Genomic DNA, 16,273 nt, shown 5'->3' on the forward strand with positions numbered 1-16,273 from the left:
ATAGTTTATCATTTTAAATTAATATTGAATAACTAAGTTTCTAATTATTGAGATTAGTGTCAACATTCACTGGATCTTCATATTTTTTGAAATGTTTTTTTAAATATCTTTGATTATAGAAATCTGAAATTATTTTCACAACATAACCTAGCGCAATTGTAACTATGTAAGAAATTAATGGTAAAAAGTTTTCAAAATTAGATTTTTCTCCTATCAAGAATGGAAATTGAGAAAATATTAATGTAAAAATAATTGCAATTGCCCCAATGATATAAATAACTCTTTCTCACAAAGGGATTTTATCAATTTTTTTCATATGTCACATATAAATAGTTACAATAGTTAATAAATATTGCACTAAATAAGCAATATTTCCCGCATCAAGCATTTTTTCAAAAACATTTCCAACACCTAGGGCTTGTGGAATTATTGTAAAAATAATTGATGATCCAATAGCCATTAACATTGCTAAAACAATAGCATTTTTATATTCTCCGTGTTTGTTAGTTTTAACAAGTGGTCTTGGTAAAAATCCATCATCAGCTAAAGGCATAATCATTCTAGCATATGGTGCTGGATTGGAGGTTGTGCTAGTGATACGATTAAATAAAAGACCAACAGTAAAGACACTAAATCCTGCAAATCCTCATACATATTGATAAACTTTTTCAAGTCCAAATGAAGAAATTAAATGATTTGGTAATCCTATAAAAATAATGTAAAACAAGAAATAACTAGCAAGAATAATGAAAAAAATTAATAACATTATTTTTTTAAATCTACTAGTTTTAGTATTACCTGATAAAAGTGCTAATGATTCAAAACCACCATAAGCATAGATAAATGATAAAATGGTTGAAGCAATAGATGTTACTGAAACAGCTCCGTATTTTCTAAAAGTTACCCCATAATCGCCGGATTTACTAATTAAATACAAAATTAGACCCATACCTAGTCCGAGTGTGATTCACTTGAGAATAGCAGCCCCGAAAATAAATCATTTTGATAATTTAAAACCAAAAAAACCTGTCGAAATTAACCCTATATAAAGTAAAAGTGATAGTAAAATATAGACTCATTTTCTATCTGGGTCAACATTAGTAAGTAATGTTGATAAAAATAATGGTGTGGTTGATGAAAACAGAATAATTTGACTAACCTGGTTTCATCCTTGAAAAAATACCATTTTTGGACCAAAAACTCTTTTGGCATAGGCGTATGACCCACCTGCTTTATATTGGAATTTTTGTCCGGCACGGGCAAAAGAATAAATTACGGCCAATGTAATTAAAGATGTAATTACAAAAACAAGAATTCCTCAAACACCTAAGTTAATTACTTTAGAAATAGTAGCTATAAAACCAAAACCCACAACATAGTTAAGGCCGAAAAAAATAAATTGTTTTTCTGATAGCTGATTTTTACCACTAGTTTGTTTACTCATTTATTAGTTGCTTTCCTTTTTGTTAAGCTTTAATCCATAATCAACTAACTGAGAATCTTGTACTGCAGTTGGTGATTCAAATAGTAAGTCTTGACCTTTTGAGTTAAGAGGGAATGGAATAACTTCCCGAATTGATGATGATTTTGTTAAAATCATTAACAACCTATCAAGACCAATTGCAAAACCACCATGTGGTGGTGCGCCATATGAAAATGCTTTTAATAAAAAGCCAAATTGAGATTCAATTTGTTCATCATTTAAACCAATTACTTCAAAAATTTGCTTTTGAAGTTGTTGGTCAACAATTCTAATTGAACCACTACCCAGCTCATAACCATTGAGCACTAAATCGTAAGCTTGTGCGCGCACTTTGTTTGGATCACTAGTTAAAAACTGACGAGTTTCGCTAGTTGGATGTGTAAATGGATGGTGAGCAGCTGAAAAACCTCCTTCTGAGTTAGTTTCAAAAAGTGGTCAATCAACAATTCACACAAACCGATATTTTGAATCATCTGCTAAATTAAATAGTTGACCTATTTTAACACGAAGAGCTCCTAAGGCTTTACAAGTGTTTTCATATTTGTCTGAAACAATAAACAAGGTTCCTGTTTCAAAGTTTTGTTTTGCAACAAAACTTTCAATTTTATCAATAAGTTCTGGTGAAGTCTTAAATGAATAATAATCAACCTCTTTATTATTAATGTGTAAATATAATAAACGATTACCTTGATTTTGCAAAATGGTTTCAGATAATGTTTTATAATCATTTTTACTAATTAAATGATTTTCTAAAAACACAACTTTAGTGGTATCGCCCGAAAATAAAAATTCATCCTTATTAGTAAGTTCACTAGCATCAATCAATAGGTTTTTAAAACGTAAGTCAGGTTTGTCAGTTCCGTATTGATCAATAGCATTGTCAAAACTCATAGATTCAAAAGTTCCATCAAAATTGATTCCAAAACGATTGAAAACACTAACCATAATTTTTTCAATTTCACTTTGAATCATTGCAATAGTTGGGAAAGAAAACTCTAAATCTAATTGAACAAATTCATATTGACGGTCATTACGCAAGTCTTCATCACGAAACACACGAGCAATTTGAAAGTAACGGTTAAATCCAGAAACCATTAATAATTGCTTGTAAAGTTGAGGAGATTGCGGCAAAGCAAAAAAATGACCTTGCTTACGAGTAGGTACTAAAAAGCTACGAGCACCTTCAGGTGTTGATTTGGACAAAATAGGAGTTTCAACTTCAATAAAATTATTTTCATAAAGATATTGTCGAAGTTGGTGTAAAAATTTGTAACGAAAAACTATTTTGTCGTGAACAACTTTACGACGTAAGTCTAAATAACGATATTGCAATCTTAAATCTTCATTTGCATTGGCTTCGTCATGTATTTCAAATGGCAACTCTGCTGCAAGTGAAATAACTTCAACTTTTAAAGCTAAAATTTCAAGGTCACCATTTTCAATTTTTTCATTAACACTAGAACGCAATTTCACTATCCCAATAACACTAATCACTGATTCTTTGGTAATCTTGATAGACATAACTTCGCCTTCCAAAACCACTTGACAAATACCTTCATAGTCTCTTAAGTCAATGAAAATTTTATCCTTAAACTTGCGAATATTTTGAACTCAACCTTGTAAAAAAACTTGTTTTTCGAGCAACTCTCGAGAAAGTGTTTTGCTATTTATCATAAGTTAAAACTCCAGACTTGAAATTATACATTATAATTATAAATTATTTTTTTAATGATTTTATTATTGTTAAAGAAAGTGATTCCACTATTTGTTTTTCACCAGTGGAAACCGTTTTTATTGTTACAGTATTTGCTGGTTGGTCTTTTTCGTAAAATACTATAAATTTAGCATTACTTTTTTGAGCTTTTTTAAAACCTTTAGTAAAAGATGTTGCTTTTTTGTTATATTCAACTAAAAAATTTTCTTCTCTAATTTGGTTTGCTAGAAACGCAAATTTTTTAATTTCATCAAAATTAAATCCTAATAAATAAAAATCAATTTCACGCTCATTTTGAGTATTTAGACTCAAAATTTCTAGCAATCGATCAACCCCTATTGCAAAACCCACACCTTTAGCGGGAGGCATGTCAAAATCTGAAACCAAATTATAGTAACAACCACCGCCTAAAATAGTAGTTCGTTGCCCTAAAGCTGGTGAATCTGAAACAAATTCAAAAACTAAATCATCATAATAATCTAATCCACGAACTAAATTACTATCAACTTCAAAAGTAATTTTGTTATCTTTTAATACTGATAAAATGGTTTCAAAATCTTGTTTTTCTGCTTCTGTATAAAAAGCATTAATTTTTGGAGCGTTAATAACAAAATCCTTTTGAGACTCAATTTTATCATCTAAAATACGCAAAGGATTTTTTTCTAATCTCTCTTTAGAAACTTTTTCCAGTTTATCTTTGTATTGCTCAAAATATTGTTTTAACGCATTGATATAATTTGCACGAGTTTCTTGAGTTGCCAAATAGTTTAGTTTAATTTTATAATCAATGTTTAACCTATTCAATAAAGCTATACCTAATTGTAAAATTTCTAATTTTTGATAAGCTGACGTTTGGCTATCATCGCTTAAATCTATAAATTCACAACCTGCTTGCCAAAACTGTCGTGATCTACCTTTTTGCGGACTTTCATAGCGAAACATTTGCCCGAAATAAAAAAATTTTTTATTATTCAAAAATAATTTGTTTTCAGCTATAGCTCGCATAACTGGCGCTGTCCCTTCAGCTCTTAAAGCCATTTCTCTATCTGAGCGATCACTAAATTTATAAAGCTCTTTACTTACAAGATCGGATTGTTTACCTGATGTATAAAAAACAGTTAAATATTCAAAAATAGGTGTGTCAATAAAGTTAAAATTAAAATTATTAGCTAGTTGAAAAAATAAATCTCTAATTTTTAAAAAAAGTTGACCTTTTTCGTCAAAGAGATCATAGGTGCCTTTTGGTCTTAAATTATTCATGGTGTTCCGTTTTTATTAATTTTATTTTTCAAAATCATTAATATTTGCAAAAGATTGTTCATAAACTCTTTGAACATTTCAAAATTTATTATCAATTCTTTTTTGTTTATGACGGTTACGTATAACCTCAAATTCAACAATTAATAATGGTGCAAAAAAAGTTGAACTCATTAAAACGACTACAAATCCCACAAGCATAACTAATGCAAAACTTAAATGAATAGCTTGGTAAGCTAGAGCTAAAGTAATAAAGAGAATTATAGATACAATAAAAATTAAAAAAGATTTTTTAGCATTTTCTTGAATTGCTAATCGACTATGTTGCTTAATATCTTCTCTAGAATAAACTTGATGTTTTGGAAGTCTACTTAAAACTTGTCTAATATTTGAAAAGTAAACAACCAAATCATAACTAGAATAAGCTGCAAGTGCTAGGAAAGCAATCATAAATGGTGTAGAAATTTGGATTCTTACAATAATAGATATTGCAAAAATCATTAATAAATTAAAAGCAACTGTAATCAGTAATGTCAAAGCATAACTTCATCTATAACGTAAAAATACAAAAATACTAATAAGTAGTAAACTTAAAGATATTGCTGCAAAAATACTTTTAACTACATTGTTGGCTTCAACTGTAGTAATTGCAAATGAACTCGCTTTGATGTTGCTAAATTGTGATTCAATTTGATTAATAAGGTTAGAAGCCTGAGAGTTTAAATTTTTAAAACTTTGAACTTCAATATTAAATGAATCACCACTTGCATTAATTGGCATAATTGCAATATTGGCGTTTGAAGAATTTATTCCTTGATTATTTAAAAATCCAATAATTTCATTAGCTTTTGTAGAGTTAATTAAGTCAAAAGTAGAATTTTTACTCTCAATTAAAAATGAAGTCCCATTTTGATAACCTATAGCAAAATTAGCTCCAAATAAACTCTTATTCGCTCCAGCAAAACTAATATAAAACACCACTGCTAAAGCCAAAATTACAACAGGACTTCATTTTACATATTTTAAAAACTTATTTAAATCTAAACGCTCAAAGATAGATTTATAGCCTCTATGAAATTTTTGCAATGATTGGGTATGAATTCCTAATAAAAATGGTTTATGTTGTAATCAATCTGCTTTTAAAACAAATAAATTAACTCATCTAGTGAAAGTAATTGAAATAATAAATGTAAATGAAACAGCAAAAATTAAAATAATTGAAAATTCTTTAATTTCTTTTGCACCAAAAAAGAATGAGATAAGTGCGAAAATTAAAACAACTATGTGTGAATCAATAATAGTTGATAATGAACTCTTGTTAGCATGACTATTTGATTTAAGAACACTTTGACCTAAATACATTTTGTTTTTAAATGATTCTAAACCAATGATTGTTCCACCAATATTTAGTAAAACTGCTATAAATGTAGCAAGAATTGCAAAAGGAGAAAACTCTGCTCCAACACCAACTATAAAAAGTTCTAACAAGAATACAAATAATCCCATCGAAAAAGTTGCAATCAGTCCTAAAAGTCGATAATAAATTATTAAAAATATAGCAATACCTAATAATGAAACTGTTATAACAACTCAAGCAATAATATATGCTAAATTAGATTTTTTTTCATTTAAAAATGATGAACTAATTAAGTCTAATTTAAAATCTGCATTAGAGTAATTTATATTAAGAGCTAATTGGGCTGCTTGTTGAGAGCTAAATTGACCACTAATATTTAAATATTCTGAATTTTGAGAATTAAAAATAGGTATTTCGGAAATTAAATATTTTTTAGCATCGAATTGAAATTGCTTTAATGCTGGTTGAAGTGTTTTTTTATCTGCTAATTGTTTAGGAGTAATTTCTTCATCAACATGAACAAATTTATAAATATTTTCGCCAGAAGCTTTTCATTCTTCTGGAAATTTACTTTTTGCCAAATTGATAAGTCCTTCTAAATTAGATCAAATTAAAATCTTATTTTGTCCATAAGGTTTTTTAGAAATGTATTCAGTAGCTTTAGTTCACTGAAGTTGAGCATCATTATTTAAGAAATTCACACGAACTTGATTAAGTTGTGGACGCGATGGATTTGGAATAGCAATTGCTGAACCAGGTTTTAATTTTAATGCTCAATCTTGTGGGTTGGCTTGATTAAAATCTAAAGTTTGGTCAGAATTAAACTTCCCATCTAAAAATAATGGGTTGTTATTAGAATCTGTTACAGTAATTATAGGCTTATTGATAATTTCATCTGTTAATTGTTTTAAACTAGCAGCGTTATAAACACCCTTGCGAACAATGCGAATTTGATCCTTTCCTTCAATTGTAACTTGAGTGCCATTTAGACTAGTCCCACCTGTAAGTCTATTTAAAATTTGTTTATCAGCAGCAACCACTTTTTGAGCACTTGGTAAGCTACCGTCATTATTTTTTACAGCAACTAAAACTTCAGCACCACCACTATATGTTGCTGAACGATTTATTTTAGGAGAAATGTAACTAGTTGCAATAACTGATGCACCAGCAATCAAACCTAGAGCACAAATTGTTGCAATAAAAAAACGTTTTCAACTATTGAGTTGAAAAATTTTTTTGATAGAAAATTTTATTGCCTTCATTTGTTCCCCCATATTTTTTTTGCTAAAAATTATTTTAAAAAGTATAATTATACCAAATTTTACTTTTTGAAAACCTAAAAAAAGGAAATAAAATGAAAAATTTAACTGATAATTATTTAAAATTAGAAAAGCCTACTTATAAAAATATTTTAAGGGTTTTGGGAATATTAGTTGTTGTAATTAGTTTGGTTTTTTTAATCACTGACGCTGTTACAAAATTACCTAGTGAAACTCAAAGTGTTTTTGAAGGTAAATATATTAATTTTAAATATTTTTTAAAAGGTTTTAGTGCTGTTACTTATTTTACTGACCAGTCTAACATAATTTTAGGTATATCTATTGCTCTTTTAGGGTTTTATGGTAATAAAAAATGATCAAGAAACTTTTTCTTTTCAGCTCTTGTGTGAATATCAATTACTTTTGTAATTTATTGATTATTAATTTCTTGAAACACAAACGCTTGATCAAAAGCATATAACACAATCCAATCCCTTGTTTTGCACGCAATAAATCCATTTATTGCATTTGTAATAATAATTTATTTTAAAAAAGATTTTACTGTTTCACAAAGTTTGTTTTTTAAATTATCTCTTTATATTTTTGCTTACTTTATTGCTCTTTGAATTCTTTACATATCTACATTGAATAGTTACGTTAGTCAAGATGGCAAAAGAAGTGTTTATGATGGTGCTATTGTTTATAACTTTATTAACTTTTTATTCCCATTCTTTTATCGGGGACAAAATATAGCACTAGTTATAATTTTAGATATTTTAATTTTTGTCATTGCTTTTGCTATTCCTGTCTCTATTAGTTTCTTTTGAGCAAAAGTGCTTAAACTTAAGTTTGAAAAAAATCAGTGATTTAAGTGATTACAAATTAAATAGAATTGTTTGAGTTATAAATGTATATAAACCCAACTTTATATAAGTTGGGTTTTATTATAAAATTAATCTAAATTAATAATAGTTGAATCTAATATAATTTAGTTACTAAATAACTTGTTAGGAAATTATTATGTATAAAAAAGTCAAACTTTATGATAAACAAATTACCAAAATAATTAATGATGAGTCTAAACGTCAACAAGAACAAATAGAACTAATTGCAAGCGAGAACTATGCTTCTCAAGATGTTCTAGATGCTACTGGTTCATCTTTAGCCAATAAATATGGTGAAGGATATCCTGGTAAAAGATATTATGGCGGATGCCATAATATTGACCAAATTGAGCAAATTGCTATCGAAAGGGCTAAACAACTTTTTGGTGTTGAATATGCTAATGTTCAACCTTATTCTGGCTCAAGCGCAAATGCTGCTGTATTTGCCGCATTGCTAAAACCAGGTGACAAAATTTTAGGTTTAGATTTGGCAAGTGGCGGTCATCTCACCCATGGTTATAAAGTTAATTTTAGTGGAATGTTTTATATGGGATTTAGTTATAAACTTGATGAAAATGAACTTTTAAATTATGATCAAATTGAAAAAATAGCACTTGAAGTAAAACCTAACTTAATTATTTGTGGTTACTCCGCATATTCAGGACACATTGATTACAAACGTTTTCGACAAATAGCTGACAAAGTTGGAGCTTATTTGCTTGCAGATATAGCCCACACTGCTGGGCTGATTGCTGCAAAAGTGCTAAACTCACCAGTAAAATATGCTCATGTAATGACAGCAACAACTCAAAAAACTTTACGTTGTACTCGTGGTGGTTTGATTTTATCAAATGATCAAGATATTATTGCTAAAATTAATAAAGTTGTTTTTCCTGGAATGCAAGGTGGGCCCCTATTTCATGCAATAGCAGGAAAAGCTGTCGGTTTTGGTGAAGCTTTACAACCTTGGTTTGTTGATTATGCAAAACAAGTGGTAGCAAATGCTAAAGCTTTTGCTGAATTTTTTATCCAAAAAGGTGCTAGAGTAATCTCAGGCGGAACTACTAATCATTTATTTATTGTTGATGTGTTTTCTTCTTATGGCTTAACTGGAAAGGAAGCTCAAATTTTACTTGAATCTATTAATATTATTACAAATAAAAACACAATTCCAAATGATACTAAAAGCCCTATGATTACATCTGGGATCAGATTTGGTACACCAGCAATGACTTCACGCGGTTTTAAAACTTACCAGTTTAAGCAAATTGGTGAAATTGTTCATCAAGTTTTAACTCTCAAAACACTTACAAAAACTCAAATACTTGATTTTAAAAAACAAGTTGCTCAATTAGCCAAAGACTTTCCAATTAAAAAATCCTATTGAAAATAATTTTTTTATATTAAAAAGAATAAATAAAAATTGCCTTCTAATAGGCAATTTTTATTTATTAAGTGTAACTAATATTTTAATTATTAGCTTTAAATTTATAGAAGTATTGATCTATAAATGCTTTAGCAATATCACTTTTTACTATTGGGTTTAACGGATTAGAATCTTTGGCTCCTCCATTATTGCTAAATACTGCAAATCCTTTAAGATTAAATAAACCTTTACTTCCTTCAGTTCGACCACCAATTGTGTTGTAGTCAATTCCTCGTCCTAAGTATGGAAGACCTAAATCGGTAGTTAAAGATGGATTCTTTGTATCAAAGGTTATTGTAGATTTAATATATTGATTTAATGGATCATTATTTTTTGAAGATCTTAAAATAAATTCAATACTTTTAGTTGTATTGTCTTTTTTACTTATATTAATTTCTAAAAGAAATGTTTCACCTTGAGTAATTAAAAAGTCTTCCATTTTTTTGTAACCATTAAATGTTTGTGAAAATGTAGCATCACCTAAGTGAACATCTGAGCCTGTTTTTCCAATAACAAATGGTTTGTTATCAGTAGAAGTTCCTTTATTAGCAGCTGTTTCAAGATCAACTGGACTTGTAAATAGTCCAATAATAGTTGCTGCTGGGGTATTTGTAGCTCGTGTTACTTGATGAATACCAACACTTGGTACTGGGGCTACACCGGGTATTTCACCATACTCAAGCCCAATAATGTAACTATCTTTAACAGATGCTAAATTAGTTGCAACTGTTGTGTCAGGTTTAGGCATTTTTTGAATAAACACATTAATACCTGATGGAATTTTATCTGTAGTATCAGTGCTATTTAAAGGTTTGTCTTTAGATTTTAATAAATAAAGTTTGTTAGTATCTTTTGGTAATTGATCTACACTAAACGCCATAAACAATGAACCATTAGTTAATGTAGTTGCTTTATCACTATATTTAATACCTTCAGATTTAATATCAAAGTTTAAACTTGAATCTCCTAAAGTAACACCATTTACACTATCGTGTTGTGGAACTCCTTGAGTTTTTCACTCAAGTGTTTTGTCATTGAGGTCACTTAGTGACAAATTGTTTTCTTGTTGAGCATTTGCATCAATTCTTACTGAAGTTCCAGTTGCATCAAAGTACACAGTTGGTGAGTATTGTCTAATTTCTGTTCATGCTTTGTTTGTTGGGTTTACACCTGGAATGGTAATTACATATTGAGCAGCTACATTATCTTTTTTAGTAACTAAAATAACATTGTAATTTCCATCATAACTAGTAGTAACACTTTTGTTTGGTAGTGAAGAATTTACAAATTTGTCAATTAAACTTTTTACAAGTTCACCAGGTCTTTTAATTTGTTTGTCTTGTTGTGAAGCATCGAGTGAACCAACATTGTTTAAAAAGCCAAAGAATTGAGCACCAGCTTGGTTAACTTGGTCAACCATTGATTCAACAGGTTTAGCTGGAGCTGCTGGTTTTGCTGGTTGTTTAACTGCTGGAGGTTGTGGAGATACACCAGTACCAGCTTTTAAAGATGTAGTACCACCAGTTTGGGTTTGTGATTGTCCACCTGCTGTAGTTTGTTGTTGGGGTTGTTGAATCCCAGTGCCACTAGTTTGCGCATGTGTATCAGCAACTAGTTTGCTTGCATTAGCTTTTTCTTGAATAGCTTTGTTAAAGACTTGGGCTAATGGTACAAAAGATGAATTTAAATCATTTACAAACACATAATTATATTTACTTTGTTCTAAGTTAACTAATGTTGCTGAATTCCCAAATAATGAAGCTAATTGACCACGTAATGCTTCAATGTCTCCATTAATTTTAATATTAGCACTTTGCAATACGGAGTTTGTTCTATCTGGATTTAATTTAACTCCATTTGGTAAATCAACTGGGTTTGCAAATGTAGTTGCATAACCAAAGTTGAATAAAATTTTACCTTTTTCAATATCTTCTTGTGATGGTTTGATTAATGCTCCACTATTATCATGAGCAAAATCAACATTAAAATCACTATATTTTGGAAGCGCGTCATTTGAATTTAATAATTGACCAAGACTTCCTGTTTGTGTATATCAAAAATCAAATTTTTGAAGATCAGCTAGTGTTTTTCCAGCAAACAATTGAATTATAGCATCTGATGCCTTATTTTTCTTTTCAACTGGAGTAACAATTTTTTGTTGACCGTTTGTTGATTTACTTCTATTAGTTCCATCTGACTGAGATGAATTAGCTTGAGCTGATGGGTTTGTAATTGGACTTTGAGTTTCTACTGGATTTGTTGTACTTTGAGCTGGTGGATTTGTTAGATTTGTTGGAGTAGTTTCTGTACTTGAAATTACAGGTTCTGCTGCAACATAATCACTAAGAGCTTTTGGAATTGAATCTCCATAAATAATTGAAGCCAAACTTACATTAGTATCATTTAAAAGTTTAGCAAGTTCAGGTTTAATACGATAAGATTTGCTAAAGTTTGTTTTAACTGCATTTTCAAAATTAGATTCTACTTGAACTAAATTAGTTACTTTCAATTCAACAGGAACTATTGTTTTGTTTGCATCTGGTTTCACAATTTCCATCTCTAGTGATAATGTTTTTTGAACATCATCTAAATTAGTAAATGATAATTTACCATTTACTAATTTAGGTTGCAAGATGTAACCTTGTGGCAATAATGTAGGATTACCTTGACGGTCAACTAAATTTAATTTTCCTACATTAGGCAACATCGCTGTAAAAGCACGAGCAATTGGATTGCTATGATCATTTTTGTTTGGTAACTGGGCAACAAAGTCTGCTCCTTTAGGAGTTGGTGCGGGCGAATCAGTTGCTAATTTAGATGCCGCAGCTGGTGTTGAAGGTGCAGCTGGTGTTGAAATAACTGGGGCTTTAAATTCTTGATAAGCTTTATCAAAAGCTTGTTGCAATGCAATAGCTGTTAGAGTTGCTGGTTTTTCACTAAAAGCAATGTTTGAATTTACTTGAAGACCTGATTGTAGTTCATCAATGAAAAAATCGCCTTTATCTTGTCCATCAGAAGTTCCAAATCCTTGAATATTACCTATAGATTGATAATAAATACTATTTTTTGAATCAATACCAGTTAGCACAACGTTTTTAATAGTGTTACCATCGACAGTGGTAGCTGCACTAGAGTTTTCATTAGCACTTGTTGTTTTTAATTCAAAAACCATATCTGGGTCTAATGATTTAAAAGGACTAAAATCAATAGCTTGTACTAACTGAAAAACATATGAATTATCATTGTCTAATTCAAGTGCAGTTTGTGCACTTAATTTATTTTTGTAATCATTATTTAAAGTTAATTGCTGTGCTAATTCTTTAAACTTATCTTCTGTTAATTTAAAGTCAACAGACAAACTTGTAGCTTTAGAACTATCATGATTTAGAAGAGAATATTTTTTTGCAAAATCTTCTCTAACTGCTTTTTGTGCAACAAGTGGAGATGCAACTATTGCAATAAATGCTGCAGTTGAAACACCAACAATAAGACCAACTTTTCAATTTAATAATTTTTTTAACATATTATATTTCCTTAAATTTATTTACAAATAAATTAGTTTTGTTCATATACCTTAAGAATTAATGGAGTTTTAGAAATTTCTTTTCCTGATTGCACAAAAAGTCTAATTTCTTTATAGTTTTGTTTAAATCTATTTGAGTCTCCACCATTACTTTCACCTTTTTTAGATTCTTCAATTAGTTGTTCTTGAGTGGTTGTTAACTCTATTCCTTTGGCTGGTTGGGTTGTTGTTAAACCAGCCTTTTTTGCTAATGCTTCGTCTATAGTGTGTGTATAGGTAACTGGGGTATCTGATGCCTTAGGCAATTCATGCTCTTTTGTTTTTGGAGCAGATGTTGAATCCGCAAAAGCTCTAAATACTCAGAATTTAGCGTCTTTACCAAAAGTGTTTTTATAATAATTAGCAACTTGTGGAGCATCTAATGATTGTCATAAATCTTCAATAGTCATTGTAGGTGTGTCTTTTTTATAAGAATATTTAACAGCAATATTACCACCTAAATCTGCATATTTTTCTTTTGATAAGTAAAATGTTTTATAGTACTCTGGTATAGATTTGATTTTTTCTTCTAATTTTGGAGTTAATGATGTGCTTGGAGTTTGAACATCATTTGTTACTTCAATATCTTTGCCAAGAGATTTTCATTCAGTTTTAAACAACCCGTGCTGAATACTATTAGGATTTTTAGGATCAACAAACCCAATAAAATATCTATATTGAATTTTTAAACTACTAATATCATTATTAGATTGATCAAAGCTTGCAAGTTTGTTAATATTAGAATTATCTTCTAATTTAAACTCTACTTTGTAACCTAAGTTGCCATTAATCTTGGTTAAAGGTAAAGACTCATCGCTAATAAAATTATGTAGTTTTGTATAAAAAGCAAGTAAGACATCAGCTACTGATTTAAATTTACTTTCATTTTGATCAGAACTTCAAGAATTAACAGATTTTAAAATTTCGCTATCACTAGTAATGGTTCCTTGTTGAATTTGTTGTGATATATTTGAACTAATATCAAAAGCGGACAAGCTTGAAAAATCTATTGAACTATTATCATTTGAACTTTGTGTAGAGGCACCTGGTTTTGGCTTGTCTAAGAAATCATCAAAAGCATCAACTTCTTTTGAAGAAGGTGCGACTGTACTAGCTGCTTGTGCATTATCTTTATTTAACTGGTAGCTATTTGCAAATGAAAATGTATTAAATCCATTTTCCCCAGCTTTAATTAATCTTATTTTACTTAATTGTTCAAAAACAGGTTGATTAATATTCAATTGACTATCTTGTGGAATATTGCCTGTTGATTTTAAAATATCAAACAAGTATTGTGCAACTTTAGTAAATCCTTGTTTTTCTAAAGCAAAATAGAATCTTAATACATCTATATTATTTTTGAAAATATTTGAATCAATATTTAAAATACCATTCTGAATATTGGTATTGCTAGTTGCATTTTTAAAAGTATATGGAATTGATTCTAAACTTGGAAGTTGAAACTCTTTTGTAAGGGCATCTAAATTTTTAGCTGAATTTAAAACTAATCCATAATAATTAGGGTCGGACAATAATTTATATATTGTTTGATTATCATTTGAAAGATACGCTTTTCTAAACTCAGATAACAATATTTTTTTATTTTCCCCATTATCAAATACAAGATTGTCAATATCTTCATTGTCAAACAAAAAGTCTTCAAAAGATTGTGGTGCTTTTATGTCTTTGTATGGGTATGCAATCTCTTTATTTTCAGGACCCTTAGTTACAGTAGAATCAAAATCTTTGAAATTATCTAATTTAAATGAAATTGTAGAAAATTGTTGAGGATTTAAACTTTTATCTTCTTTTTCAATATTTGTTGATTTAGATGCAACTGAATAAATCAGTTTTCCTTCAATAACTGGTTTATTTTCTTTCTCATCATATGTTAGTGTCAATGAATCAGCATCCACTTGAACATAATAGTTGAAAAGTAATGCTTTTTCCTTTTCATTTAATAATTTAATACCTGCATCTTGACCATTATAAGTTGGTGTTAAATTATTTTTCAACATAGAGTTAATGTATGAAGTTACAAATTGGTTTTGTTCTTCTTTTGTTGAAAAAAAACTACTATCAATCTGACTTAAAAAATCAAAAACATTTATTTTACTTGAATCCACTTTTTTGGATTTGTTTGATTCATCTGTTGTAGATGTATCTGCAACAGCAGTTACTGTGTGTTGAACAACTGCTGCTACTTTTGAACTTTTTGAACTAGCTGCATCTATATCAGGTGTAGATGTGTAATAATCTGTTTTTTTAGTTGGAGTATTTACTGTTCAATCGCTTGTAAAATTAGATTTTAAAAATAAATCTTTAAATTTATCACTTGATAAATCAAAGTCAATAGTATCAATGTGTGCTGCATCCAATTCTGGTAAATATGAGTGTTCTGCTTTATATGTGCTTGATAATTCAGTTTTTAAATATAGGCGGAATAAGGTTTTTCCGGCATCATTTACTTGAGTAATATATTGACCTTCACCTGGTTTTTGTGATAAATTAGGGTTTTTAATTAAACTGAATTGATAGTCACCTTTTTTAAAAATTCTATTAAACACTGATGAAAAATTAAAGTATCTATCTAATAATTGAAGTACTTCTTTTAATGAACTAGCTCTATTAATATCATTAACAAAATCAGATTTAGTAACTAATGCAAGTGGTCTAATAAAAGTATTACCTGCTTCTACTCTTGTTTTAAAATCTTGAATAGTATATGGATTAAGTGATAAGTCACTATCATTATTTTTGATAGCTTGTTCAAATTCACCCACTTTTGAGTGTGCTTCTGTTGCTAATAAAAATTCTGGTTTAACACCAAAGTTAAGTTCTGCTTGTTTGACTTCAGATTTAAGCTTTTTACCAAATTCATTCTCTTTTGTGCTTTGAACATAATAAAAGATGGTGAAGTTTTGACTTTTATCATTTGCTTTCAAATCATCAACTACAATTTCAAAGTTACCACCAAAAGATTCTTTATCAATTTTAGTGAATTGATTTGCACTCTTATCTTTTTCAAAAAAATCAAAGTTAGAAACTACAGCTTTGTCGTTTTTTTGGTTTTCGGAGTCAAAATAAAATGATTTTAAACTTTGGTAAGTTGTTTTTTTGTTAATTTGACCTTGCTTTTCTCCTTGTTGAAAGGACACATTCGCAATCATGTTTAATGCATCTTGTACATTTTTGATAGAATCACCCTGATATGTGAATTTTGAAACTATTGCTAATGGAGTTGCAACAATAGCAACAGATGCCGCTACTCCAAGACCAATAATTAAGAACTTTTTGTTTATTTTATTGAACATAAAAATATGAAATACTC

The 16,273-nt window shown here is 29.2% G+C and carries 8 protein-coding genes; 2 read left to right on the forward strand and 6 right to left on the reverse strand.

Annotation, left to right across the window (positions count from 1 at the left end; genetic code table 4):
* Positions 1-40: 40 nt before the first annotated feature.
* The 4 genes from ACJHWB_RS02670 to secDF are packed head-to-tail and all read right to left on the reverse strand — an operon-like array spanning position 41 to position 7,073.
* A complete protein-coding gene (locus ACJHWB_RS02670) occupies positions 41-1,444 on the reverse strand; it encodes an APC family permease (protein ID WP_483132957.1) in 1,404 nt (467 codons plus the stop codon).
* 3 nt (positions 1,445-1,447) lie between these two features.
* A complete protein-coding gene (gene aspS, locus ACJHWB_RS02675) occupies positions 1,448-3,157 on the reverse strand; it encodes an aspartate--tRNA ligase (RefSeq protein WP_483132958.1) in 1,710 nt (569 codons plus the stop codon).
* A 43-nt stretch (positions 3,158-3,200) separates the two neighbouring features.
* Positions 3,201-4,457, reverse strand: a complete 1,257-nt coding sequence (gene hisS / locus ACJHWB_RS02680; RefSeq protein WP_483132959.1) for a histidine--tRNA ligase — start codon at positions 4,455-4,457, stop codon at positions 3,201-3,203.
* 21 nt (positions 4,458-4,478) lie between these two features.
* Positions 4,479-7,073, reverse strand: coding sequence for a protein translocase subunit SecDF (gene secDF / locus ACJHWB_RS02685; protein WP_483132960.1), 2,595 nt, complete (start codon positions 7,071-7,073; stop codon positions 4,479-4,481).
* Between the two features lie 92 nt (positions 7,074-7,165).
* Between secDF and ACJHWB_RS02690 the strand changes: the two genes are divergently transcribed.
* Both ACJHWB_RS02690 and glyA read left to right on the forward strand, forming a co-directional pair.
* Complete coding sequence (locus ACJHWB_RS02690) at positions 7,166-7,960, forward strand: MAGa3780 family membrane protein (RefSeq protein WP_483132961.1); 795 nt, start codon at positions 7,166-7,168, stop codon at positions 7,958-7,960.
* A gap of 130 nt (positions 7,961-8,090) precedes the next feature.
* A complete protein-coding gene (gene glyA / locus ACJHWB_RS02695) occupies positions 8,091-9,347 on the forward strand; it encodes a serine hydroxymethyltransferase (RefSeq protein WP_483132962.1) in 1,257 nt (418 codons plus the stop codon).
* A gap of 76 nt (positions 9,348-9,423) precedes the next feature.
* On the opposite strand, the gene ACJHWB_RS02700 is transcribed toward glyA, so the two are convergent.
* A complete protein-coding gene (locus ACJHWB_RS02700) occupies positions 9,424-12,903 on the reverse strand; it encodes a P110/LppT family adhesin N-terminal domain (RefSeq protein WP_483132963.1) in 3,480 nt (1,159 codons plus the stop codon).
* A gap of 32 nt (positions 12,904-12,935) precedes the next feature.
* Positions 12,936-16,256, reverse strand: a complete 3,321-nt coding sequence (locus tag ACJHWB_RS02705) for a P97 family adhesin (RefSeq protein WP_483132964.1) — start codon at positions 16,254-16,256, stop codon at positions 12,936-12,938.
* Positions 16,257-16,273 lie beyond the last annotated feature (17 nt).

It is taken from the genome of Mesomycoplasma sp., assembly GCF_056854695.1.